This is a genomic window from Thermococcus chitonophagus, from assembly GCF_002214605.1.
Taxonomy (GTDB): Archaea; Methanobacteriota_B; Thermococci; order Thermococcales; family Thermococcaceae; genus Pyrococcus; species Pyrococcus chitonophagus.
This window is the reverse complement of the sequence record NZ_CP015193.1, coordinates 1,452,681-1,476,005: the sequence shown is the minus strand read 5'-3', so window position 1 is coordinate 1,476,005 and position 23,325 is coordinate 1,452,681. Positions and strand designations below refer to the sequence as shown.

26 protein-coding genes and 1 pseudogene are annotated in these 23,325 nt (G+C 46.0%); 19 read left to right on the top strand and 8 right to left on the bottom strand.

Annotated features, from left to right (window positions below; all coding sequences use genetic code 11):
- Nucleotides 1-46: 46 nt before the first annotated feature.
- The 5 genes from asnB (at nt 47) to A3L04_RS08315 (ending at nt 5,304) form a co-directional block, all read left to right on the top strand.
- Nucleotides 47-1,495: an asparagine synthase (glutamine-hydrolyzing) gene (gene asnB, locus A3L04_RS08335; protein WP_068577120.1), complete on the top strand. Its 1,449-nt coding sequence runs from the start codon at nt 47-49 to the stop codon at nt 1,493-1,495.
- Between the two features lie 152 nt (nt 1,496-1,647).
- Complete coding sequence (locus A3L04_RS08330) at nt 1,648-2,058, top strand: metalloregulator ArsR/SmtB family transcription factor (protein WP_068577117.1); 411 nt, start codon at nt 1,648-1,650, stop codon at nt 2,056-2,058.
- Nucleotides 2,051-3,355, top strand: coding sequence for a hypothetical protein (locus tag A3L04_RS08325; RefSeq protein ID WP_068577115.1), 1,305 nt, complete (start codon nt 2,051-2,053; stop codon nt 3,353-3,355). The genes A3L04_RS08330 and A3L04_RS08325 overlap by 8 nt, the downstream gene beginning before the upstream one ends.
- 4 nt (nt 3,356-3,359) lie before the next feature.
- Nucleotides 3,360-4,001: a DUF4097 family beta strand repeat-containing protein gene (locus tag A3L04_RS08320; RefSeq protein WP_068577113.1), complete on the top strand. Its 642-nt coding sequence runs from the start codon at nt 3,360-3,362 to the stop codon at nt 3,999-4,001.
- Nucleotides 4,002-4,062: 61 nt separating this feature from the next.
- Nucleotides 4,063-5,304 carry an MFS transporter gene (locus A3L04_RS08315; protein WP_068577109.1) on the top strand — a complete coding sequence of 414 codons (1,242 nt, stop codon included), beginning with the start codon at nt 4,063-4,065 and terminating at the stop codon, nt 5,302-5,304.
- On the opposite strand, the gene A3L04_RS08310 is transcribed toward A3L04_RS08315, so the two are convergent.
- A complete protein-coding gene (locus A3L04_RS08310; RefSeq protein ID WP_088859124.1) occupies nt 5,267-6,379 on the bottom strand; it encodes an MFS transporter in 1,113 nt (370 codons plus the stop codon). The genes A3L04_RS08315 and A3L04_RS08310 overlap by 38 nt on opposite strands.
- A gap of 116 nt (nt 6,380-6,495) precedes the next feature.
- On the opposite strand from A3L04_RS08310, the gene A3L04_RS08305 reads away from it, so the two are divergent.
- The 3 genes from A3L04_RS08305 (at nt 6,496) to A3L04_RS08295 (ending at nt 10,400) form a co-directional block, all read left to right on the top strand.
- Entirely contained in the window at nt 6,496-7,917 is a 1,422-nt protein-coding gene (locus A3L04_RS08305) for a TldD/PmbA family protein (protein WP_068577107.1), read from the top strand.
- Nucleotides 7,918-7,927: 10 nt separating this feature from the next.
- The gene (locus A3L04_RS08300; protein WP_068577105.1) at nt 7,928-9,250 is read left to right on the top strand and encodes a TldD/PmbA family protein; all 1,323 of its coding nucleotides are present in this window, start codon (nt 7,928-7,930) and stop codon (nt 9,248-9,250) included.
- Nucleotides 9,251-9,320: 70 nt separating this feature from the next.
- Nucleotides 9,321-10,400, top strand: coding sequence for an AAA family ATPase (locus A3L04_RS08295; protein ID WP_068577103.1), 1,080 nt, complete (start codon nt 9,321-9,323; stop codon nt 10,398-10,400).
- Between the two features lie 135 nt (nt 10,401-10,535).
- On the opposite strand, the gene A3L04_RS08290 is transcribed toward A3L04_RS08295, so the two are convergent.
- Together A3L04_RS08290 and A3L04_RS08285 are read right to left on the bottom strand one after the other, a co-directional pair.
- Nucleotides 10,536-11,660, bottom strand: coding sequence for an ATP-binding protein (locus A3L04_RS08290; protein ID WP_331711201.1), 1,125 nt, complete (start codon nt 11,658-11,660; stop codon nt 10,536-10,538).
- Nucleotides 11,661-11,877: 217 nt separating this feature from the next.
- Nucleotides 11,878-12,381 (bottom strand): nucleotidyltransferase domain-containing protein, encoded by a 504-nt coding sequence (locus A3L04_RS08285; protein ID WP_231963859.1) that lies wholly within the window; start codon nt 12,379-12,381, stop codon nt 11,878-11,880.
- Nucleotides 12,382-12,642: 261 nt separating this feature from the next.
- On the opposite strand from A3L04_RS08285, the gene A3L04_RS08280 reads away from it, so the two are divergent.
- The 6 genes and pseudogenes from A3L04_RS08280 to A3L04_RS11025 all read left to right on the top strand — a co-directional run bounded on the left by A3L04_RS08280 (nt 12,643) and on the right by A3L04_RS11025 (nt 16,884).
- Nucleotides 12,643-12,888 carry a ribbon-helix-helix domain-containing protein gene (locus A3L04_RS08280; protein ID WP_068577102.1) on the top strand — a complete coding sequence of 82 codons (246 nt, stop codon included), beginning with the start codon at nt 12,643-12,645 and terminating at the stop codon, nt 12,886-12,888.
- Nucleotides 12,889-12,900: 12 nt separating this feature from the next.
- Nucleotides 12,901-13,254 carry a type II toxin-antitoxin system PemK/MazF family toxin gene (locus tag A3L04_RS08275; protein ID WP_068577100.1) on the top strand — a complete coding sequence of 118 codons (354 nt, stop codon included), beginning with the start codon at nt 12,901-12,903 and terminating at the stop codon, nt 13,252-13,254.
- 174 nt (nt 13,255-13,428) lie between these two features.
- Nucleotides 13,429-14,799: pseudogene (locus A3L04_RS08270) on the top strand (ATP-binding protein).
- A 46-nt stretch (nt 14,800-14,845) separates the two neighbouring features.
- A complete protein-coding gene (locus A3L04_RS08265; RefSeq protein WP_068577098.1) occupies nt 14,846-16,216 on the top strand; it encodes an ATP-binding protein in 1,371 nt (456 codons plus the stop codon).
- Nucleotides 16,217-16,430: 214 nt separating this feature from the next.
- Nucleotides 16,431-16,709, top strand: coding sequence for a hypothetical protein (locus A3L04_RS08260; RefSeq protein WP_068577096.1), 279 nt, complete (start codon nt 16,431-16,433; stop codon nt 16,707-16,709).
- Nucleotide 16,710: 1 nt separating this feature from the next.
- A complete protein-coding gene (locus A3L04_RS11025; protein ID WP_157092408.1) occupies nt 16,711-16,884 on the top strand; it encodes a hypothetical protein in 174 nt (57 codons plus the stop codon).
- Nucleotides 16,885-16,900: 16 nt separating this feature from the next.
- On the opposite strand, the gene panB is transcribed toward A3L04_RS11025, so the two are convergent.
- From panB to A3L04_RS08250, 3 genes are all read right to left on the bottom strand, one after another.
- Nucleotides 16,901-17,698: a 3-methyl-2-oxobutanoate hydroxymethyltransferase gene (gene panB, locus A3L04_RS08255; RefSeq protein WP_068577094.1), complete on the bottom strand. Its 798-nt coding sequence runs from the start codon at nt 17,696-17,698 to the stop codon at nt 16,901-16,903.
- A gap of 100 nt (nt 17,699-17,798) precedes the next feature.
- Nucleotides 17,799-17,861, bottom strand: a complete 63-nt coding sequence (locus A3L04_RS11460; protein WP_394326731.1) for a hypothetical protein — start codon at nt 17,859-17,861, stop codon at nt 17,799-17,801.
- Between the two features lie 54 nt (nt 17,862-17,915).
- On the bottom strand, nt 17,916-19,217 hold the full coding sequence (locus A3L04_RS08250) for an acetamidase/formamidase family protein (RefSeq protein WP_068577091.1): 1,302 nt from the start codon (nt 19,215-19,217) through the stop codon (nt 17,916-17,918).
- 81 nt (nt 19,218-19,298) lie between these two features.
- On the opposite strand from A3L04_RS08250, the gene A3L04_RS08245 reads away from it, so the two are divergent.
- From A3L04_RS08245 to A3L04_RS08230, 5 genes are all read left to right on the top strand, one after another.
- On the top strand, nt 19,299-20,165 hold the full coding sequence (locus tag A3L04_RS08245; RefSeq protein ID WP_068577089.1) for an MBL fold metallo-hydrolase: 867 nt from the start codon (nt 19,299-19,301) through the stop codon (nt 20,163-20,165).
- 35 nt (nt 20,166-20,200) lie between these two features.
- Entirely contained in the window at nt 20,201-20,323 is a 123-nt protein-coding gene (locus A3L04_RS11080; RefSeq protein WP_231963858.1) for a type II toxin-antitoxin system HicB family antitoxin, read from the top strand.
- 17 nt (nt 20,324-20,340) lie between these two features.
- Nucleotides 20,341-20,676 carry an ASCH domain-containing protein gene (locus A3L04_RS08240; protein WP_068577087.1) on the top strand — a complete coding sequence of 112 codons (336 nt, stop codon included), beginning with the start codon at nt 20,341-20,343 and terminating at the stop codon, nt 20,674-20,676.
- A gap of 16 nt (nt 20,677-20,692) precedes the next feature.
- A complete protein-coding gene (locus A3L04_RS08235; RefSeq protein ID WP_068577084.1) occupies nt 20,693-20,884 on the top strand; it encodes a hypothetical protein in 192 nt (63 codons plus the stop codon).
- 157 nt (nt 20,885-21,041) lie between these two features.
- Nucleotides 21,042-22,352 (top strand): ATP-binding protein, encoded by a 1,311-nt coding sequence (locus A3L04_RS08230; RefSeq protein WP_068577082.1) that lies wholly within the window; start codon nt 21,042-21,044, stop codon nt 22,350-22,352.
- Here the strand turns inward: A3L04_RS08230 and A3L04_RS08225 are convergent.
- Nucleotides 22,343-23,146 carry a proteasome assembly chaperone family protein gene (locus tag A3L04_RS08225; RefSeq protein WP_068577080.1) on the bottom strand — a complete coding sequence of 268 codons (804 nt, stop codon included), beginning with the start codon at nt 23,144-23,146 and terminating at the stop codon, nt 22,343-22,345. The two genes, A3L04_RS08230 and A3L04_RS08225, sit on opposite strands and share 10 nt — an antisense overlap.
- Complete coding sequence (locus tag A3L04_RS08220) at nt 23,143-23,325, bottom strand: RNA-protein complex protein Nop10 (protein ID WP_068324743.1); 183 nt, start codon at nt 23,323-23,325, stop codon at nt 23,143-23,145. Before A3L04_RS08220 ends, A3L04_RS08225 begins: the two co-directional genes overlap by 4 nt.

Sequence of the window (23,325 nt, the reverse complement as noted above, 5' to 3'; positions counted from 1 at the left end):
GAGAAGTGCTAAGGTTTTTACATTCTTCAACTACTCCTAAAGTGCAATGTGCCTCATAGCTGGAGGAATCTCTCTATCGGCAAGGAGCATAGTTACAATGATAGAAAAAGGCAAGCATAGGGGGCCCGATTCTTTTGGGGTCTGGAGCGATGGCTTCGTGTTAAAATCAAGTAACTTTAGCGATGTAAGGAATGTTAGGGGAGGAGAATTCGTTCTCGTACAGTGCAGATTAGCAATAACTGGATCGAAGAGCTACACTCAACCCTTCTACAATGATCTCGTTTTGGTTCACAATGGGGAGATATACAACCATGCCTACCTTAGGGAGTTCCTAGTCGAGAGGGGCTTGAGCTTCGAGAGCGATGTAGATAGTGAAGTGATACTAAGGCTCCTTGAGTACCTCATATATGACAAGGGGCTTCATCCAAAGGATGCCGTTGAGAAGTCCACGAGGATGCTCAACGGGGATTATGCTGTGGCTTTTAAACACGGAGATAAAATTTACCTCTTTAGGGATCCGATAGGTATAAGGCCCCTTTACTATTCGCCGAGCGGCCACTTTGCGTCTGAAAAGAAAGTTCTGTGGGCCCTCGGAGAGGAGGCAATTCCCGTTAATCCTGGGGAAGTCGTAGAGCTATCAAAGGGAGGAATAAGGAAGTGGAAGGTGTTTGATCCCCTCGAAATCAAAACCCGAGGAGTTGAGTATCGTGAAGGCCTCAAGAACCTCCTCCTCTACTCTGTTAGGCTCAGGACTAGGGATGAAATTGGCATTCTATTTTCCGGAGGCTTGGACAGCTCCCTCATAGCCCTTCTCGCCTCAAAGTTTTCCAAGAAGGTCGTGCTTTACACTGCGGGGACGGAAGACAGTAAAGATGTTGAATGGGCAAGGAAAGTTGCCGAGGAGCTCGGCCTTACCCTTAGGGAGTACGTATTCTCACGAGAGGAAATTAAGGCTGTAGTTGAGAAGGTAGCCTTTGCTGTGGAAGAGCCAAACCCAATGAACCTTGCCATAGCAATTCCCCTTTACTTCTCCACTAAACTAGCGAGGGAAGATGGGATTAGAGTTCTTCTAAGTGGACAGGGTGCGGACGAGCTGTTCGGAGGATACGCGAAGTACCTTGATAACCCTGGGCTGATGATTGAGGACTTTAAGACGCTCGCCGAGAGGAATTTGGCTAGGGACGATAAGGTCTCGATGCTGAACGGCGTTGAGGTTAGGTATCCTTACCTCGACCTTTCATTTGCAGTCCTAGCCCTTAACGTGCCCTTAAATGAGAAGATAGGGAACGGGATCAGGAAAAAGATCCTGAGGGAGATAGCCCTTGAGATGGGGCTTCCCCAGGATGTTGCTTATAGAGAGAAAAAGGCCATGCAGTATGGGAGTAACTCTCAAAAGCTATTAGAGAGGATAGCTAAATCGAGGGGAATGAGGCTTAGGGAGTTTGCTGAGTACTTGTTTGAGCGGATGAGGAGAGGGATTGGTCCTGAATGGTGATGAGAGTCCTCCCAGAGCCGACGCTTTTCTTCAATTAAATAATTGAACAATTCATTAATTCTGTCATTGAATAAGGAGATAAATTTTTATATACCTTTGCACCCAGTTAGGTACAGAAAATTGTACTACAAAAATCTGTACCTGGTGGTATCATGGAGGATCTAAGGAAGCAACTTGAGGAACTGAAGAAGAGGCTGGAGGTGCTTGAAGAGAGAATTGACCCAATAGATGAAGTAATGCTATCAATAAAGGCAAGACTGAAGAGAAAGCTCGAAACGCTCCCGGAGCTTGACGAAGAGAAGGCAGCTAAGATGCTTAAGGCTTTAGCTAATCCGGACAGAATTAGAATCCTGAAGATGCTGTCCGAGAGGCCTATGGGCTTCAAGGAGATTAAAGAGATACTAGGAGTTGAGAGTCCTACCGTTTCACATCACCTAAAGCTCCTTTTGAAAACCAGGATGGTGAGGAAGGGGGAGAAGTACGAGATAACCCCTGATGGTAGGTTGTTCCTCAGGATATTGGAGATATTATCTGCTCTAGAAGAGGTGGAGGAAAATGTTTGAGGAGGAGGGGTTGAGGTTTAGGATTAGGAACTTCCTGAAGGGCATAACAGCCCTTCTGTTGGTGATTTGGGTGTTTAGAGGATGGCTAGACTTGGAGAGATATAACGAACAAATTGCCTTGGCAATAATCGCGCTAATATTCATAATAGAGCTCTTAGGAGTAGGTAGATGGCTTGGGATAACGCTCAGCGGAATAATATTCGCAGTTGCAAAGGCGTTCTTCATAGTGGCACTGTTCATATTCGTTGGTGGATGGCTTGGTCTGCCCTCAGAGTTGGCCATTTATGGATTCACGATTACGGCAAAGAAGGCCCTAGCTTACTCAATAGTCCTGGGTATAGCCGGGTTACTTGTGGCAAGGTTTGACTTTCCCATAAGGAGAAAACGAGATTTTATGCCCAAGGTAGAGAAGAAGGCCTACGAGTTCACAGGACTAACGTACGATGGAATAGTTGTTAGGGGAAGCGGAAAGGCCTACCCAATAAAGTTTGGAAAGAAGAGAGTTGGATGGGCCATTGAGGGAGATGTCACGGTTGAAGTCAAGACCCCAATAGGAACCGTTAGAAAGAGGCTGGTAGGGCCGACGGTGATATGGACAAGGCTGAACCTGGAGGGCAAGAAGGTAAGCCCGAACCCAGCCTTCGTTGATACAGTGACTTCAATGCTTTCCCCCAGAATATACGAGGGCAAGGCTGAATCTATAATCGATCTAGGGTTCATAAAAGTGTACGAGGGAGATGGCTTTGAGTATGTCAAGTTGCCGTTCCTTGAAGTCATAAGCACTCCGGAGGGAGAAGAGGTAAGGATTGGCCCAATAAAGATACACGATGGCAGGCCGAGGAAAATAAAGGGGGAGATGTTCACGATAAGGGAGCTTGGCAACGGCTTCCAGCTCACAAAGGTTGATGACAGGCTAAGCATAGTGACTGACGAATTCAGGATAGAGATAGTCGGGAACAAGGTAACTTATAGGAGCGGCAGTGAAAAGCTAACCGTTGGGGACAACTACGTCTCCCTTTCTTCCGGGGATATCTCGATAAGCGTTGGAAAGGGATCGGCGAAAATAAGGATAGAGGATGCAATAATCTCGGCAAGGGACGGAAAGGTAAAGATAAGGATTGGGGATAGTATACACACGATAAAAAGCGAGGAAGCATTCAAGCTCGTTCTCAAGAAGGCCAAGGAGATTGTGGAGGAGCAGAGCGAGGACGTCATTGAGGGACTTGGCGTGGATAAGGCGAGGCTGAACAGGAGGGTTAAGGAGCTCTTGGATGAACTAATGAAGTTCCTGGGGTGAGAAAATGATATTTGAGGAGGTTAGGGAGGTTATAGTTTCCAGCGTTAGCGGCAAGATAACAGTAGAGGAACATAAGGAGGACTTCGTTGAAGTGGACTACATAATAGAGGGAGAGTGTGACGTGAAAATTAAGCAGGAAGGTGAAAAGTTGATAATCAAAGAGGAGCCCAAGAAAAAGAAAATCCTTGGAATAATAAACAAGGATCTGAAGGGGAAGGCGGATATAACAGTTAAGGTTCCTGAAAGCGTTTTTGTCACTGCGTCCACCGTAAACGGAACAGTGCTCATAGAGGGGGCAAAGACCAGAAAGATAACCTCTGTTAACGGCTCAATAGTGCTGAGAGAAGCAAGAGTATCGGAAATTTCGACCGTTAATGGAGGAATTTCTGGGAGCATAGCTTTAGCTGAAGACTTGGAAGTTTCCGCAGTGAACGGTTCAATAAGCCTTGACATAGAGGACATTGAAGGCGATGGAATAGTTTCGACTGTGAACGGAAGCGTCAGGATTAGGCTGAGTGACCTTTGCGATGTCACAGTTTTAGCTAGCGCGGTTAATGGCAGAATTCACGTGGATGACTTTGAGGATGGTGAGTTCAAGCTCAAAGTCTCCACCGTGAACGGGAGCGTGGTTGTTGAGAGGTTCTAACATTCTTCAATTCTTTAGTTGAATAATTATTTAATTGCAGAATTATGGGAGGTTAGTGAAAATGCCAGCCCTTGGGAGGGACTTTTGGCTCTTCGCCATTGGCAGGTTCATTTCCCAGGTTGGATGGGCAGTTCAAGAAGTAGCTTTACCTCTGTACGTTTTAGACGTAACGCACAGCGCTAAAATCATGACTCTCTTCGTGTTAGCTGACTTAATCCCCTCGCTATTAACGATGCCCATCGCCGGCGTCATTGGAGATCGATACAACAGGAAAGCTTTAATGGTAGGTTTGGACTTGGCGAGGGGAGCGTTGCTCTTTGGTGTTGTTGCCTTCAACTTCCTGGGGATAAAAGAGCTATTGGCAGTTCAAGTAGTTCTGGCTATAATGAGCTCATTCTTCTCCGCAGGAACGTCTGCGATGTACCCGGATTTAGTCAGACAGGAGGATCTCGAAAGGGCCAACTCAATAGTAATGTCCGCTGGAATAGTGGCAAGGCTCATTGGTCCGGCCTTAGGTGGATTTATCTACGCTTTTGGAGGAATAAAGCTTGCGATTCTGGTTAACTCGGTAAGCTTTTTTGGCTCCGGTCTGTTTGAGGTGTTCATAAGGTACGAGTGGAAGAGCAGAAAGATCGAGAATCTCTCCGAGGTAATTGAGGATCTCGTGGAGGGGATAAGGTTCATAAGGAGTAGCAGGTATCTCATGGTTCTGGTTACCTTTGCTTTAGCTATGAACGCCTTTGGAAATCCATTCGGGGCAGTAATATGGCCGTACTCACTCAGGGAAGTTCTGAAGTTCTCAAGTCAGCAGTTTGGAATAGTCGAGAGCTCTTTCATGCTCGGTGCCCTGCTTGGAAACGTGCTGATAGCTACAATCCTGGGAAGGAAGACTGGGAGGTATATATTCAAGCTGATGTTGGTGAATGGAATGCTTCTTCTACCGTTCATCTGGATTATCTCGCCGTATTCCACCATTCCCAGGGACATTGCATTTTACGTCCTAATAGGGATGGGCATAGGAATGGGAATGTCGAATGCCATGATAAACGTCCCCATAAACTCCAACCTGCAGAGGGCCGTTCCAACGGAGTTCAGGGGAAGAGTTTTCTCAGCCTTGGGAGTTCTGGCCAATCTAACTGTTCCCATAGGCTTAGTTATCGTCGGTCCGCTGATTGATCACTTAGGGGCATGGAAGGTCTCGGCATTACTCTGGGTAGGAATGGGAGCAGTTGTGCTATACTACTGGCTGTTCCATAGGGACGTGCTTACGAACCACGAGCCCGGCCCCCAGGAACATCAGTGAAACTACCACGAGCCCCGCTTTTATTCCAATTTTTCCCAAGTATTGTTCCTAGGAGGGAGATATAAGTTCCGTTGATCAAAGACGCGAATAATGAGTAAAATGAGCCAAGAGTTGCCCTCTTATCATCGGGGATTGCTCCCTGGAATACCCTCTGCCATTCCTTAAATGCTTGGGCAAAGATTAAACTTCCCAACACCAAAGTTAAAAAGCCGAACCAAGAGCTTAGTCCAGCCAATACCGTTAAACCTGGAATTAAAACTGGGGAGTATATGTACAAAACCTTCCTACGATTTTCACCAACGTCAACGTACCACGAAATTCCGTTGATTAGCGTGTAAAGGCCGAAAAGCCAAGATACTCCAAGTATTGAAGGCATAAATTCGTAGAAGTAGAGTTGCATGAAGGAGGTAAAGCTTGCCAGCGATAGCCCTATTAAGCTTGCATATGCAAAGAGGAGTGTTAACACGCGTGAGCTTCTCAGAAATCTAAAAGTCTCTATTAGGTGATAACCATAAGGAAGCCTACTCTTTGCGGTATCGGAAGGTACTGTGAGCACTATCAAAAAGGACATCAAGATGAAGGGGACGCTCAGCAGAATTGTCACCCTCATGCCTAAGAGCCTTGCCATGAACCCTCCCAGGGTGGCACCCAGGAAGCTACCTGCCATTTCGAATGCTCTAAGCCTACCGTAGATCTTTGGATACTCATCTCTCCTTCCATTCCGGGAAAGGAGTTCGTAGAGCCAACCAGTCTCCGCTCCAGTAAGAAATGCTACTGCGAGGGAGTTGAATATAGTTGCAAAAAGAACATGCCAAAATGAGTTAGCCAAGTAGAGGAGTAGCGTTCCTGGGATCAGAAGTATCTTTGACAGAAGGACGCTAGTCTTTTTTGATATCTTGTCTGCGACAATTCCAGTTGGAATCTCAAAGAGGGCAACGAGAATCAAGGAAAGCCCTATCAAAAACCCAATCTGGGACTTTGATAATGAAAGCGACTGGAGGTAGATGAGGTAAAAGCCAGAATAAAACGTTAAATGAAGTAGGCTGGAGATGTAGAAACGCTTAACATAATCCATGACCTAGCTTTTCACATGAATCTTTATTAAGTTTTTCTCTTTCGATATAAATCTTAACGGAAAGACTTTTATACTTCCGAGCGCATAGATGTATACACCACTACGAGGTGATGAGCATGCATGACTTAGTTGAGTTCGCGGTAGAGAGGGCTCTAAATCTAGGGGCAGAGTATGCGGAGGCAAGGTTTGAGGAAAAACAGGGAACTTCAATTGCAATGAAGAATGGTGTTCCAGAGGGATTAAGCCTGCTCTCTGACAGGGGAATTGGAATTAGAGTTCTCGTCAACGGCGGAATGGGTTTCGCAAGCACGAACGTCCTAACTAAGGAGAGCGTTGCTGAAGCTGTTGAAAGAGCTGTAAAGCTTGCTAAATCTGCTTCAAAGCTCAGGAAAGAGCCGATAAAGTTCAGCGAAGAGTACTTTCACCAGGTCAAGTACGAGGTCAAGATGAAGAAGGATTTTAGGGATGTTCCTCCGGAAGAGAAGCTTGAACTCCTAAAGAAGATCGAGGAGGAGGTTACGGGGACTGGAATAAAGGTGCCAATGAGGTATCTTGCATATTCTGACCATGTTTGGCACAAGATATTCATGAACAGCGAAGGAGCGTTGGTTGAGAGCTTAATCCCAAGGGTTTCCGTAATGTACAACTTGGTAGTCTTTGAGAACGGCCAGATGGAACAGGCCCCCTTCATTTCTAGGGCTTTCTCAGGAGGGCTTGAGCTGATTGAGAGGGATGAACCCTGGGAGAGGGCCAAGAGGGAAGTTGAGACCTTAAGAAAGCTGATAGTTGAAGGAAAGAGGCCTCCAGAGGGCAAAGTTGATCTCGTTATAAGCCCTGAGGTAGCCGGAATTGCGGTTCATGAGAGCGTTGGGCACCCCTATGAGCTCGACAGGATAATGGGAAGGGAGGCCGCTCAGGCAGGGGAGAGCTTCGTTAAGCCGGACATGCTTGGAGAGAGAATCGGAAGTGAAGTTGTAACTGTAATAGATGATCCAACGATTCCAAACAGCTGGGGCTTCTACCTCTACGATGACGAGGGCGTAAAAGCGAGACCGAGGTACCTGATAAGGAACGGAATAATAACTGAATTCCTCATGAACAGGGAGTACGCTTACAAGCTTGGCCTTAAATCAAACGCCGCAGCTAGGGCGATCAACTACAACAGGGAGCCGATAGTTAGGATGGCCAACACCTACCTCGCGCCCGGTGATTACTCCTTCGAGGAGCTCATCGAGGACATAAAGCTCGGCGTCTACATGGTCTCCTTCAACGAGTGGAACATCGACGATAGAAGATACCAGCAGAGGTACATCGGCAGGGAAGCCTACCTGATCGAGAACGGCGAGATAAAGCATCCCGTGAAGAGGCCGATTCTTGAGATCACAACCAGAGGGCTGTGGAGTAGCGTTGATGCCGTGGGCAAGGAAGTTGAGTTCCACCCAGGAACCTGCGGTAAAGGTGAGCCAGGCCAAGGAGTTCCCGTTTGGATGGGTGGAGCGCACGCGAGGCTTAGGGACATTCCCTTAAGGAGGCCGTGAGGTGGTGGAGATGTTTGATGTTAACGAGCTCATCCTTAAGAAGGCCAAGGAGCTCGGCTTTGGAGATGTCGTAGTTTTGAGCTATGAGATGAACAGGAGGCAGGTTAGGTTCGCGAACAACGAGGTCACCGTTGCGAAGCACTGGCACGAGAAGAAGGTGGAGCTGTTCGTCGAGTGGGAGAAGAGAATCGCGGGGACGAGCATTACCGACTTGAGCGAGGAGAACATAGAGAAGACCCTCAAGACCCTAAAGGCCAACCTCGAGAAGATGAAGCCCAAGGAGGACTACTACGGAATCGCCGAGGGGCCCTTCAAGTACAAGGACATCCCCGAGACCTTTGACAAGGCGATAGTAGAGCTTGACGATCCTAGCGAGTACGTTGAGAGGGCGATAAATGCGGCGCTTGAAGAGGGAGCCAAGAGGGTTGCTGGAGTTCTCTACACAGATCACAACAAGCTGTACTTAACGACGAGCAATGGCGTTGAGGCATTCGATGAAGGAACCGGAATAGAGATAAGCGTTAGGGCCTTCATCGGCGACCTCGAGAGCGGACACGGGACGAACTCAGTCAGGGTTCTCAAGAAGTTCGATCCAGAATCCGCGGGAAGGAAGGCTGGAGAGATAGCCAAGCTGGCAAGGAACCCCGAGCAGGGGCCCGAGGGAAGGTTTGATGTAATCTTCGATCCACTGGCCTTCGCCAACCTGCTCAGCTACATGGGCTGGGCGTTTTCAGCCTTCGCCGTTGAAGCTGGCTTCAGCTACTTCGCCAACAAGCTCGACCAGAAAGTCGCGAGTGATGTGGTAACGATAAAGGACATCGGCAATCTGCCCAACGGCTACGCAACGAGGAAGTTCGATGACGAGGGAGTTCCCACTAGGGAAACTACCCTCATAGAGAACGGCGTCCTGAAGACTTATCTCTTCAATACGAGCTTGGCCAAGAAGTACAAGAGGGAGACAACAGCAAACGCTGGTTTAATTGCCCCGAGGGCATGGAACATAGTCCTCGAGCCCGGAGACTACACCAAGGATGAGCTCTTCCAGGAGGTGAAGAAGGGAATCTACATCACGAACGTCTGGTACACTAGGTTCCAGAACTACATGACCGGTGATTTCTCGACGATACCCAGGGACGGAATATTCCTCGTTGAGAACGGTGAACTAAAGCCGATAAGGAACATTAGAGTGAGTGACAACATGCTCAGAATTCTCCAGAATGTAGTTGCTTTAACGAAGGATTCATATCACATCCACTGGTGGGAGGTTTCGAGGCCGGTAACTACTCCGTACGTTCTGGTGAAAGAGGTGGGAATAACTAGGGCTACCAAATGATTTCCTTTTCTTATTTTTGGGGCAAGATTTTTATTTATAAATATCCCTACCCCCTTTTGGGGTACCTCCCATGCTGTTCAGCGTTGAACCTAAGACATCTATAAAGGATGTATTTGGGAGGAAAGCTGAATTCTTAGATTTCCTTGAGAAGCTTGAAAATGGGAGAAGACTGTTCGTTATAACCGGCCCAAGGAGAATTGGAAAAACGAGCTTTCTCTATGCCAGCCTGAATGAAATATATAGAATGAAAAAGATCCCATACATAATAGTTGACGCAAGGAAGGTGATCTCAGTTAACGCACATAATCCGGGCGAAGTTATAGCAAAGGACATCCTGAAATTAGCACAGGGCAAGATTTCAAGAACGTTGTCAAGACTTGAGGAAATTACCGTGAGAGGGTATGGAATAAGGCTTAGGAGCAAAAGTAGGGAGCTTACGGAGATCCTTGAGAAGATTAATGAAAAGTACGAGAGGGCAATAGTTGCCTTTGATGAGGCTCAGTACCTGAGGTTTGCGCAGAGGGATTTCACGCTACTCCTTGCTTGGATTTACGATAACCTCCAGAACCTCGTGATAGTTCTGACGGGCTCTCAAGTCGGAGTACTCGAAAAGTTCCTCCGCTTTAATGATTATAAAGCTCCTTTATACGGGAGATATCATGTAAGGATAAAGCTTCCCCGCTTCAATCCTTCGGAGGCCCTTGAGTTCCTTGAGAGGGGATTTGCCGAATACAATATGAACGTTCCAACTCGGGAGCTTCTCTCAGCAGTTAAAACGTTGGATGGTGTTCCTGGGTGGTTAACCCATTACGGGGCGTATAGAGTTGACGGCCTCTCCCACTGGGATGCAATAGAGAAAGTGCTTGAGGAGGCAAAAGGGTATATAGAGTCTGAATTTAAGGAATTAGATGAATTAAGTCCAAGGTACAGGGCGATAATGGAGATAGTTGCAACGATAACATCAACACAGCCAACGGCCCGCAGGAAAGATATCCTTAACGCTTTAACACTCCGTGAAGGGAAGGAAATAGATAGCAAGGATCTGAGGAAGTACCTCATGAGATTGGTTGACTACGGCTTCCTAGAGCACACAGGCTACGGGGAGTACTACATCCCTGACCCAGTCGTTAAGAGGGTCTTTCAGCGCTGACAAGTTCAAAGTCTTTCAGATCCCACAGGAGCCAGCTCTCCTCTTGTTTCTTGTTTTCAATTCTCTTGGCTATTAATCCGTAGTATTTTTCCCAGTTTTCCAGCCCAACAAGCTTGCTTTTGCGCTCTAACCTTCTTAGAATTCTTCTAGATTCTTTCTCGCTGCATCTTTCCACTTCACTTCAACGAATAGGGCCCTGTTTTTAATTCTGTCCACTGCAACGAGGTCAATTTCCTCTTTCTTGTGCCACCACTTCCCAATATCAGTAAACTTGAACGGCAATCTTCCGAGCTTGTTGAGCTCTATTAAGAACTCCTTGGCTACTTTCTCAAATGTCCCTTCGAGGTATGTGTTGAAGTTTTTTAGGAAGTCTTGGATCGCCGGCTCGGGATTTAGAGAGTCTATCTCCTCATAGTGCGGACTAACGAAGCGGTGGTAAAAGCGGAAGTACTCATCCTCTATAACGTAAATCCACCTCTTGGCCTTCCTCTCAGTTATTGGCACTTCCCTCTTCACGATTCCGAGATCTGACAGGACTTTAAGGTATGCCGAGAGATCCTTGGCTTCAATTCCAACGTACTGAGCAATTTCACTGAGTTTAGTTTTTCCCATAGCTATTGCCTCGATAATCTGCATGTACCTAATTGGGTTCCTCAGTTCCTCCATGAGGAGAAGTCTCGCCTCATTGAATAGGAATGTACTCGGCTCAAAGAAATTGCTGATTATTTCTTTATCATCCCCAGTCTTGAAGAACTCCATATATCTGGGGATTCCCCACGTTACCCCATAAAGCCTTACAAGTCTTTCGAAATCTTTCCCAAACCATTCTACCATGTCAAAGAAGCGGAAAGGCTTAACCTTCAGAATTCCGCTGGCTCTTCCGTAGAGGGGACTTTTATAGCTGAGAACCTCCCGCTCCATCATTCCGATGCTTGAACCACAGAGTACAAGCATTATCTCCGAACCCTCAAGCACTATGTCCATTATCTCTTGGAACTCAGAAGGAATTCCTTTGTCTGCCTCTATTAGATATGGAAACTCGACGAAAATTATTATGAGTTTCCCATGTTTCTTTAAAAACTCGAACGCATCTTTGAAGCTTTTGAATTGTATTGGAGCACCAATGAAAGAGCTCACTTCGCGGGAGAACCTTTCCACGTCTTTTTCGTGTCTTCTCTGAGAGCAGAGGAAGTATATGCCTCTCTTATTCTCAAGGAATTTTCTTAAAAGCGCTGTTTTTCCAAACTCTCCTCCTTCCATATACTATGAAAAGTCTGGAGCCCTCTTTCCACGCTTCTTCAAGAACTTCGAGTTCTCTCTCCCGCTTTACAAATTTTCGGATCATGATTATAATAAACACGATTCGAATACTTAAGCGTTTAGGATATCTTTTATTGATGCTTTCACTCCGTAGGCTTCGTAATCAACTCTCCAGTAGTCTAGTGAACTTGTTAGGTGTTCTCGACTGGTATCATGACTACCCATGGGCTATGAACTTCCCGTTCAGCTCTTTCAGTATCCCACTCTTCCCATCCCTCCCCTTGAGGGCGAAGGAGAACTTGTTTTTAGAGTTCCTGTCAAAGCCCGCAAGCCTGATTATGAACAGTGCATAAGCTTCCCCGTTCATGAGCTTGTGAAGGAACTCTCCCCTGGTGAGGGAATAACCGTGGATTATTATCCCCGGGGTTGCCAAGTAGTTTTGGTCAAAGAGGTGGTCGAGGTTTATGGCCTTCACGTCAAGCTTCTCGTGAGGAAAACCCAAGTCAAGGAGGGCCTGCTTGAACTCAAACGCAAGCTCAAACCTCTCCTCCGCGGAGGCATCCTTCAAGATAAGCATGAAATCATAGTCGTTCGGCTCCTCCTTCCCAAGAGCAACTGATCCATATAAGACTATATCAAAGACCTTCTCCCTCTTCTCCTTGAACTCCCTAACCACCCTAACAAGCTCACCTAATCCTATCGGTAAGCCTGAGAACCGCATTCCTCAACGCCCCCGCTTCCTCTTTGTTGTTCCTTTTCCCTATCTGTAGGCATGACTACAAAATAGAGGTATCAAGCTTCCCTTGTATCCATGACTACAAAATTTGCTCTCGACTCATGTTGAAAAGATTTTAGGGAACGAGATGATAAGGTGATGATTGAAACACTTGGACACTCTCTGAAAAGAGTCAATCGATAGATTTATTAAAAATCGATAGATTTATTAAAAATGTCTGACAAAAAATCTCCTTAGGTGGGACAAATGGCTACCACAATTAAGATCTCAGTAAGGCTTCCTCCAAAAATAGTTGAAGAAATTGACAGATTAGTTCAAAATGGGGTATTCAGTAGTAGGAGTGATTTTATTAAGGAGGCTGTTAGACATTATCTTAGAGAGCTAAGGAAAGAAGAGCTCACCGAAGAAGAAAAATGGGTTTTGAACATGGTTCAGCCAATTCTGGCCGAGGATTGGAACAGCAAAGAGGACAAGTTCTGGGATGAGTATTAGGGGGTGCTAAAGGTGGAATTTAAGCGGGGCGAAATAGTTCTTCTGCCTTTCCCTTTTGATGATTTAACTAAAGCTAAAACGAGACCTGCATTAATTGTTTCATCAAATGACTTTAATCGAATTAGTCGAACAGTAATAGTTGTTGAGATAACGTCTAATCTGAAGAGTGGATTTCAAGAATTAAACGTTCTAATCGATGATAAAGACATTAACAGGTATCCTGGGACAAAGCCAATAATCCCAAGTATTATCAAACCCTACGTAATCTTTTCAATTAATAAGAGGCTCATCATGAAGAAAATTGGCATGTTAAAAGAGGGGAAGCTTGAAGAGGTATTTGAGAAATTTAGAGCGGTTTTACTCTAACTGAAAGTTAGCCCTTAGAAGACACGTGTTTAGAGAATAGGCTTGGTTTTTCTACTATCTAATGTTCTAATGTGTAAATCCCCTGCCATTGTTTAGGCTACACCATAAGCTCACAACAAGCCAGCGATTCTGCCACCAACAGCCTTAAATAGTTGAAGCATGGGTATTATACTCATGAGTATACAAAAATTCGTAGACAGGGAAACGGAACTCAAGTTCCTTGAGGAGAGGTATAGGAGCGGTAGGGCTGAACTAATAATAATTTACGGTAGGAGGAGAATCGGAAAGACAGCACTCCTCCTCCACTTTGCGAAAGGCAAACCTCACGTGTACTTCCTCGCAACGGAAAAGCCCTATCGCGAAAATCTTAGGGATCTTCAAAAGTTGCTGGCAGAGTTCCTGGGCGATTAGCTTTTTGGAAAGGTACAGTTCAGGGATATAGACGAACTCCTAATGGCCTTTTCCGAGAGGGTTAAAGATCGGGTGATCCTGATAATAGATGAGTTTCCACTGCTGATAAAGCACTACCGCCCAGTTCTCTCACTCCTGCAGAAGGCATGGGACTTGAAGCTGTCCAAAACCAAGATAATGCTGATTCTCTGTGGTTCAAGCATCTCAGCTATGGAGACGGATGTTTTGGGATACAAGAGCCCCCTTTATGGAAGGAGAACCGGCCAGTGGCTACTGACGGGGATACCCTTTCCATACATTCGCGAGTTCTTTCCCAGGTATTCTGGAGAGGATTTAGTGAAGGTGTGGGGAGTCGTTGGGGGAGTTCCTGAGTATCTGCTCAAGTTCAACCCAAATGATGACTTTGATTCCAATGTCGTTAATAATGTGCTCTCCAAGGGCACTTTCCTATATGAGGAGGCTGAAGTACTCTTAAGGGAAGAGCTGAGGGAGCTGGCCAATTATTTCGCTATACTTGAGGCCATAGCGAGTGGCAGGAGCAGGTTTTGGGAGATAGTGAATGCCACGGGCTTGGATAAAAGCTTGGTTTCCAAGTACTTAAGCGTCCTTCAAAGATTAGGCATAGTGAAAAGGGAGGTTCCAGTTACTTCCACCGCAAAGGAGGCGAGTAAAAGGGGTCTTTACGTGATAGAGGATAACTACTTTGCCTTCTGGTTTAGGTACGTCTTTCCCAACAAGATTCACCTAGAGGCTGGGCTGGCCGAGGATGTCTGGAGTTCTTCAAGGGAGGACTTCAACGCGTACTTAGGCCACGTGTTTGAAGAGCTTGTAAGGAACCCTGAAATATTCGCCAAGATTGCTGGTTTTAGGTTTACGAAAATTGGCAAGTGGTGGCGCAGGGGAGAAGAGATTGATGTTGTTGCCCTAAACGAGAGGGAGAAGAAAGCACTGTTCGTGGAGGTCAAGTGGAAGGAGCTTGGGAGAAATGACGTTAGGAGGATACTTACCGAGCTGAGGAGGAAGTCAGAATTAGTTGGTCTTGAGGGGTGGGAAAAGGAGTTCGGAGTGGTTGCAAAGAAAATTAAGGGAAAGAAGATCAAAAACACCTGGGATCTTGGAGACATACTCGGGTGAAAAACCTTTTATTTATTTACTCCAAAGTAAATTACTGGTGAGTATATTGTTTGTTGATAGGGAGAACGAACTCTCGGCCCTTGAGGAGAGGTATAGGAGTGATAAGGCTGAGCTTATTTTCGTTTACGGAAGGAGGAGAGTAGGTAAGACTACCCTGCTTTTAGAGTTCCTAAGAAGGCATGGCGGAATATACCTCTTGGCAAGGGAAACGAGCGAATTCGAGAACCTTGGAAGGTTTTCAAAGAGGCTTGCCGAGTACTTTAAGGATGAATTTCTCTCTTTAAATCCGTTTAGGTCGTGGGATGCCTTCTTTGAGTATCTTTCGGCACGAGCCAAGGAGAGGTTAGTGGTTGTCATAGATGAGTTTCCCTATCTCGTTAAGGCTAACCCTTCCCTGCCCTCTATCCTTCAGGAATACTGGGATCTCAAACTATCAAAAACGAAGATATTCTTAGTTATATGTGGTTCGAGCATTTCAATGATGGAAAGGCTCCTTGGCTACAAAAACCCGCTTTACGGAAGGAGGACTGGACAGATAAAGATTACCTCTCTTGACTTCTTCAGTGCAAGGAAGTTCTTGCCCAGGTATCCAATTGAGGACTTCGTAAAGGCTTATGGAATCCTCGGTGGCACTCCAGCTTACCTCCTTCAGTTTGATGATAGCGTTAGCATAGAGGAAAACCTCAGGAGGTACTTTAGGCCGGACTCTTTCCTTTACGGAGATGCAATGTTCATCTTTAGGGAAGAACTTGATGAGCCCAGAAACTACTTCGCGATAATGGAGGCCATCGCAAGGGGGAAGAACACTTTGGGGGAGATCATGAATGAGACCGGCCTTGAAAGGACAAAGGTTGGGAAGTACCTGAGCGTTTTGATTGACCTTGATTTTGTTAAGAGGGAGATCCCCATAACGGAAAGCTGGAAGAGTAGGAAGGGGAGGTACTACATAAAGGACAACTACTTTGCCTTCTGGTTCCGATATGTTTCGCCTAATGCCGATTTAATAGAATCTTGGAGAGGGGAAGAGCTCGTTGAGGTAGTTCTTGAGGATTTAGACAATTACCTAGGGTATGTATTTGAGGACGTGGCTCTGCAGTTTCTTAGATGCTTAAACGAGCGAAATAAGTTGCCATTCAAGTTCCTGAAGATTGGAAGGTGGTGGCATAAGGGAGAAGAGATTGATGTTGTTACTCTAAACGAGCGGGAGAAGAAAGCTCTTTTCGTTGAAGTCAAGTGGAAGGAAGTTAATAACGCGAAAAAGATACTTAGAGATCTCGAAAGGAAGGCTGAGAGAGTTGGATTAAAGGGGTGGGAAAAATACTATGGCCTTATAGGTAAAGTCGTTAAGAGAAAGGATAAATTGAGGGAAGATGGTTATTTTGTGTGGGATCTGAGGGACTTTAATGGGCGCTTTTAGCTAAAGCTCGCGAATCCTATCTCGTACAGCTGGCGTCCTGAAGTTCCACGAGCTCATAATATTTGATGCATTCCTTGATTGTCCAGAGGTTATCGAGGTTATAAAGGAGAAACTTGAGAAGAAGGAGGCAATAACTTTAGCAGATTATAAGGCGATATTCTGCCATAAGTTCGATGAGGAGATAGAGGCTCTATACAGGAAAAGCACTGAAAGCATGAGCACTGCTTTCTTGCCCTACTGCTTCGAGGACTATCCACTTCCACTTTTTACGCCGAGGTTCACAAAGGATGAACTTGTAATCAATGGAATAACTCTCAGGAGAAGGGCGAAAACCCAGGAAGCTGTCAGGGCTCTTAGAGAGAAGTTCAAAAGGGCCTACTACGATGCCTTAGGGTTAAATAATCAGAAAATTAGGGAGGCCGAAGAGAGGATAAAGGCTGGTGAGATAGACGAGGAGGCACTGGAAATATTAAGCACTGCTAGGGGGCATTGACTTGTTTCTCGGTTATATAGTGGAGAACCACGAAGGAAAGGATATACTCTTGGCGTTTTCAAAACCTTCCGAAGTCTTTACAGTTAAGTTCCCTAAGCCACTGGCAAGAATACTGGAGTTGTTTATAGGGGTAAAACTAGGTGACATCGTAAAGGAGCTTTTGAGGCAGGTTTAACATGAATAAAGAAAATTCACTTCCTCATCCAGTAGTGCTCTTTCTCCGGGAACCTGCCCTCCTTAACTTCCCTCCTGAACTCGCTTATCGCCTTAAGTATCTCCTCCTTTAGGTTTGCATACCTCTTCGCGAACGGTGGTGAGAAGTCTATCAAGCCGAGGACGTCGTGCCAAACTAAAACTTGACCATCAACCCATGGACCAGCTCCAATGCCAATTGTCGGTATTGAAACTTCCTCGGTAACTATTTTAGCAACATCCGCATAAACGAACTCCAGAACTACCGCGAAGGCCCCTGCTCTCTCCAAGGCTTTTGCATCCCTTATTATCTCCTCAACTTCCTCATCGTTGCCGCCAATTATCCTGTAGCCCCCAAGCCTGAGGTACCTCTGCGGTGTTAAACCTGTATGCCCCATGACGGGAATTCCCATCCTCACGAGCTTCCTCACAAGCTTTTCATGATCAGCCCCGCCCTCGATCTTCACGGCATCTGCTCCGGCCTGAATAAGCTTTATCGCGTTCTTTACTCCCTCTTCAACGCTAACCTCATAGCTCCCGAAGGGCATGTCTGCCAAGACAAGGGCCCTCTTTACGGCCTTTGCTACAGCTCTAGTGTGGAAGATCATTTGCTCCATTGTCACGTTTAGGGTGTTCTCGTCACCGTAAACTACCATCCCTAGGGAATCTCCCACGAACACGATGTCGAAGCCCGCCTTATCTGCCAAAAGTGCGGATGGATAGTCGTAAGCCGTGATCATGGTTATCTTTTCCCTACCCTTCATTTCCATTATTTTCCTGGGTGTTACTTCTCTCATACTACCTCCTCCATCGATTTTACATCCAAACTATTTGTTTCAGAATTTGGTTAGCTACACAAGTTCATGCGCTTTTTCGTCACTTAAGCTTAAGTTGACGTCAGTTTATCCTTATAGTAACACGCGAATGCTCCTTGAGGTTTACACTTTTCAAAGGCTCAATAACTTAATAGCGCCCTCCTTTTATTAATGGTTATGGTTAGAGAAAAGAAGCGAATCAGAAAGGAAGCTTGTAGTGCTCAACGACAATTTCATCAATGCCAAGCTTCTCAAGTATCCTAAGGGGAACCTGGAGAGTGACCTGAACTATCCCTGGAAGCCTGCCTATCTCAACAGCCCCGGTTATCGTCACCCTATTTCTTACCTCTTCAATGCTCATTTCGAAGAGCTCTGCGGCCCTCTTGAAGCCATTAATCGCGGCGTTATTGATGTTTGGCCCCGACCCTATAACTTGAATTGGAGCTACCGGCTCAATCTCAATTCCCATTTTCTTTGCCAATTCCTCTACTTTTTCCCATTCATCCTTCCTCCATGGCTTCGCTAATGGCGGTAGGTCTTCTTCTGGCGGAAGGAGTAGAGGGCCATCAAGTCTTAGGTTCTTTATTACAGAAACACTTACCGTTGTCTCTGCAGTCACATCAGTTGTATGGCCTGCAACTTCTCCATCGCCCTGCATTGCATGGGCATCTCCAGCGTAAATTCCCCCACCCTTGATCTTCACTGGGGCTATTACTATGGCCCCTTCCCTAACGGAGTCAACGTCTAAGTGACCGTCAGTCAGCTTGGTCTCATAGTCTTCTTTTGTAATCGCGTAGGGGTGAGGAGCATCAATTAAAAAGTAGCCGAAGTCACCTGCGTTGTGAGAGTCTGGAATATCAACTGCTGGAACAGTGCCTAATTGGCCTAAGAATGGCCTTATTCTTGATGGTATACCGACAAGGTCTGCCTTTGCAAATATCAAGATTGGTACTTGCTTTGAATTCTTGGGCAGAGCATGCCACTCCCAAGCGTTTTTCGCTATCTCTTCTGCCTTGCTCTTGTCTACAGTTATACCAATTCCGAGGTCATGGTCAAAAACCATTGTATATCCATGCTTCATCTTAAAGGGGGAAGCTGGGGAGCCACACTTCTTACATCTTATGGCGTCTTCCCCTATTCCGACAACTTCAAATTCGGGCCATGGTTCATTACACGTTGGACACTTCTTGGCGACGTATGGATCACCAACGTAAGCTCCTTCCCTAAATTCATCTACTCCTGAAGACGCTGCTTTTGAAAGGATCCTAATTTTTTCAATTTTTATTGCAATGGCATCTCCAACTTCTGCCCCATCAACGGCAACTGGAACGTTAACCTCGTGGCCACCTCTTATAGTGGGCGTTATCATTGGGCCCCAGCATCCCGGGGCCGTTACAAAGATTATTCTCCCCCCATCTGCCACAGGGCCAAGCATCTTCGTGTGAGGCCCTATTATTCCGTTCGTCTGAACATCGTTGTATATTTCTTCCTCAGCAGGCATACATAACCACCTCAAAATATTTGATAATTTTAAAATGTTAATTAAGCTTTTTGTCAATAAGCTAAGGGGAGGAGGAAGAAGATGATAATCGAGTATGGAGACTTATACTTGGTTGAGCTTCCTCTCAAATTGAAGGGCTACAAGAAGTTCATTGGCTCCTGGGTGATAAAAGATCTCAACGTGATAGTTGATGTTGGTCCAGCATCGACGGTGAAAAGCCTTAAGCGTGCCCTAGATTCCCTGGGGATTAAGGTGGAGTACGTTCTGCTTACTCATATCCACCTCGACCACGCGGGAGGAATAGGACACTTCCTTAGGCTGTATCCCAAGGCTAAAGTCGTTGTCCACGAGAGAGGAGTCAGGCATTTAGTTAATCCTGAGAAGCTGTGGAAGGCGAGCAAGAGAGTTCTCGGTGAATTAGCTTTGGCATATGGAAAACCTCTCCCAATTCCAGAAGAGAGCATCACAAAACCGCCCGGGAGGATTGAAGTTGTTGAAACTCCCGGACATGCCTCCCACCATCAAAGCTACCTCTTTGGTGAGTACCTCTTTACTGGAGACTCGGCGGGAGTGTACTTGGAGGTTGAGGAAGAGGTGTACCTCAGGCCAGCGACTCCTCCGAGGTTTATCAAAGAACTTTACGTTGAATCCCTTGAAAAGATGCTGTCATTGGGGAGCAGGGAGATATGCTTCGCTCACTTTGGAATGCTGGAAGATCCAAAGATACTGGAAAGGCATAAGGAGCAGGTGGAGCTGTGGGTTGATGTAGTGAGGAGGAACATGGGAAAGGACATTAATTCAATAATTGAAGAACTCTTAGAGGAAGATAAACTCCTAAAGCCTTATGAGAAGCTTGAAGAGGACATAAAGTTTAGGGAGATGCAAGGAATAGTGAATTCAATTAAGGGAATTATGGAGTATTTGGGTGAAGGAAATGAGGATCGTTGAGCTTTTTGTAGAGTCAAAGACGTTTAAAGTAGTCCTTGAATCCTAAGTGGAGGGGGTACGTCGCCTATGTTCCAGAGCTCCCAGGATGTCTAAGCCAGGGAGAGATCGGAGAGGAAGCCCTTAAGAATATAAGACGAGGCGATAGAGCTGTACCTTGAGGTGAGGGGTGGTTAAAATGGAGTGGGAGATGGGGCTTCAGGAGGAGTACCTCGAGCTCATAAAGGCCGGGAAGAAGAAAATTGAGGGGAGGCTTTACGACGAGAAGAGAAGGCAGATAAAGCCTGGGGATATAATCTCCTTTGAAGGGGGAAGGTTGAAGGTCAGGGTTAAGGCGATTAGAGTTTACAAATCCTTCAGAGAGATGCTTGAGAAAGAAGGGTTAGAAAACGTTCTTCCTGGGGTCGAGAGCATTGAGGAGGGTGTTCAAGTATACAGGCAGTTCTACGATGAGGAAAGGGAGAAGAAGTATGGAGTAGTGGCGATAGAGATCGAGCCTCTGGAGAAAGAATAGTTTCTAGGAATTAACTATGCTAAGCTATTCAAGAAATAACCTCAAGCATATAGTTGCCTCTATTAGCAAGAACAAGTACAGGAATGAGCTGGAAAAGCTCGGGTATGTAGTTATTGAGGATGTGTTCCCAAGAAAACGTGGGGAAGAAAGATACATTGAGAAACTTAAAGAACCATTGAAGCTCTTTGATTATTCCCTATTGTCGTAATGACATAACTTTACCATAGCGTCACTTATAATTGCACAACCTCCCTTAACTAGTTAAGGGATGTCGTTATGTTATGAGCTTGACCCAAATATTTACCACCCAAATAACACAAAATCTTAAAATATGTCATATTACAATAGGACAAATTGGTGAACACATGGACATTGAAGAAGTCATCATTGAGTTCCACAAGCTCGGCATTCCCGAGGTTAAAGAGAGGGAGCTTAAACTTCCAACTAACCTTGAAAGAGCGGTGATCGTTTACGGTCTTAGAAGATCTGGTAAAACGTACCTCCTATACCAGACAATGCTTGAGCTGATTAGGAAGGGAATGCCAATAGAAAGGCTGTTCTACATTAACTTTGAGGATGAAAGGCTGGCCGGATTAAAGGCTCAAGATCTTGGGAGGATCGTGGAGCTGTATTATAAGCACAATCCCAAGGCTAAAAAGATGTACCTTTTCCTAGACGAAGTTCAGGTTGTTAAGGGATGGGAGCTCTTCGTGAGACGCCTCATTGAGAGAAAAAGCGCGTACATCTTTATCACGGGTTCATCTTCAAAGCTCTTATCACAGGAAATAGCGACGGCACTGAGGGGACGTAGCCTCAGCTTTGGACTCTTCCCGTTGTCATTCGCTGAATTTTTGCACTTCAAAGGTGTGCAAATAAATAAACCGTTGATAGAGCGGGAGCGGGGATTAATTAGACGATATCTTGAAGAGTACATTAAATACGGAGGATTTCCCGAGCTCGTTGATGCTCCCCCGCTCCTCAAGATAAGGATTCTCCAAGAGTACCTCGATCTGATAATGTACAAAGACCTAATCGAGAGGTACGGAATAGAAAAAACGGGAGCTATGAAAGGTCTTATACGCGTTATAACAAAAAACTTTGCGAGAAGGACTTCCATAAGAAAGTTCCATGGAATGCTGTCTTCACTCGGCCTAACTCTAAGCAAAAGCAAAGTTTATGAGTACTTCTCATATCTTGAGGACATAGGCTTCGTGTTTCCAGTGAGAAAGTTTCACTTAAGCGAGATTGAGTCCATTAGAAGCATACCCAAGCTTTACATTGCTGATGTCGGCTTTGCATCGGTTTTTGGAATAGAGGATATTGGTTACAGGATTGAGAACATAGTAGCTATCGAGTTATTAAGGAGAAAGCACTACCGCGAACCAAGATTGAGCGTGAGCTACTGGATGGACTCCAAAGGGGAAGTTGACTTTGTAGTTTCCCTGGGATTCAGGGTTAAAGAGCTGATTCAAGTGTCCTATAGTGTTGATGAACCAGATACCAAAAAGAGAGAAGTTGAGGCACTGTTGAGGGCCTCAAAAGAACTGAAATGCAGCAACCTCAAGGTCGTCACATGGGACTATGAGGCAGTTGAAGCTTATGGGAGAAAGAAGGTAGAGTTCATTCCACTGTGGAGGTGGTTATTAAACTTAAATATAGAAGAGGATCAGAGGTAGCCCCTATCCTCCTCTTCGTGGCTTGGCCTTGGAAGCTGCTGCTCCATCATTGCCCTCTGCATCTCTTCTACCTTTCTCAGTATCTCCTCAGTCTCCTTGGCCCTCTCATCCAGTGCAGTCATGTCTATCTCGAGGTTGAGTATCTTAGCCACAGCGGACAGAACTGCCTTTGCGGCCTTGGCGTCAACTATGTAGCCTAAGCTCTCCCCCAGGAGGCTTATCCCGAACATTCCCCTAAGCTTTCCAATTCCTAAAAGAAGGCCCGCTGCACCGACTATTGCTCCTCCTTCATCTTCCCTCCATATCACCTCAACGTTGCAGTCCTTGAGCTTCTCCTGATAATAGCCCACGAGATCTGGGTGTGTTACAGCCGCTAAAACCCTGGGCTCTCCCTGTAGCTCTGGGACTTGATAACCTCCCATCGTGATTATCTCCCTCGTTCCGAACTCCTGAACGAAGTCAAGCATCTTCCCGACTACCTCGAAGTGACCGTAACTATCTGTCGGGGGCACTTGTGTATCTCCAGTTATTATTATCAGATCCCTGTGCTCATCGTCGGGGCTCTTCCAGTAGTAGAACTCGTTCTTCATGAGCTCAACTATCGAGCCCTTCCTGATCAGCACTTGGTGCATGAAGTGAGGAGAATAAAGCTCGGCAAACTTCTTCGCTTTTAGCTCCTGAATTAAGTGCTCAGCTGCAAGCTTTCCAACTAGGCCGATCCCAGGAAGGCCCTCTATAAAGATTGGGTCGTAAATATCGGGCCTCTCGTGTACAACAATTATCGTTTCCTTCATTTTTCCTTCCTCCCTATCCCGAGGAGCTCCCTCTTGAGCCTCCTCCTGTACTCCCCATACGGGTCTTCAGGTGAGAACCTTGGTGGATGTGCTACTTTAGTCTTTTCCCCGCAGACTGGGCATATCTCCTTAAGGGTGTACCTCCCGCACTTTGGGCACTTCCTTATCCTGAATCTCAT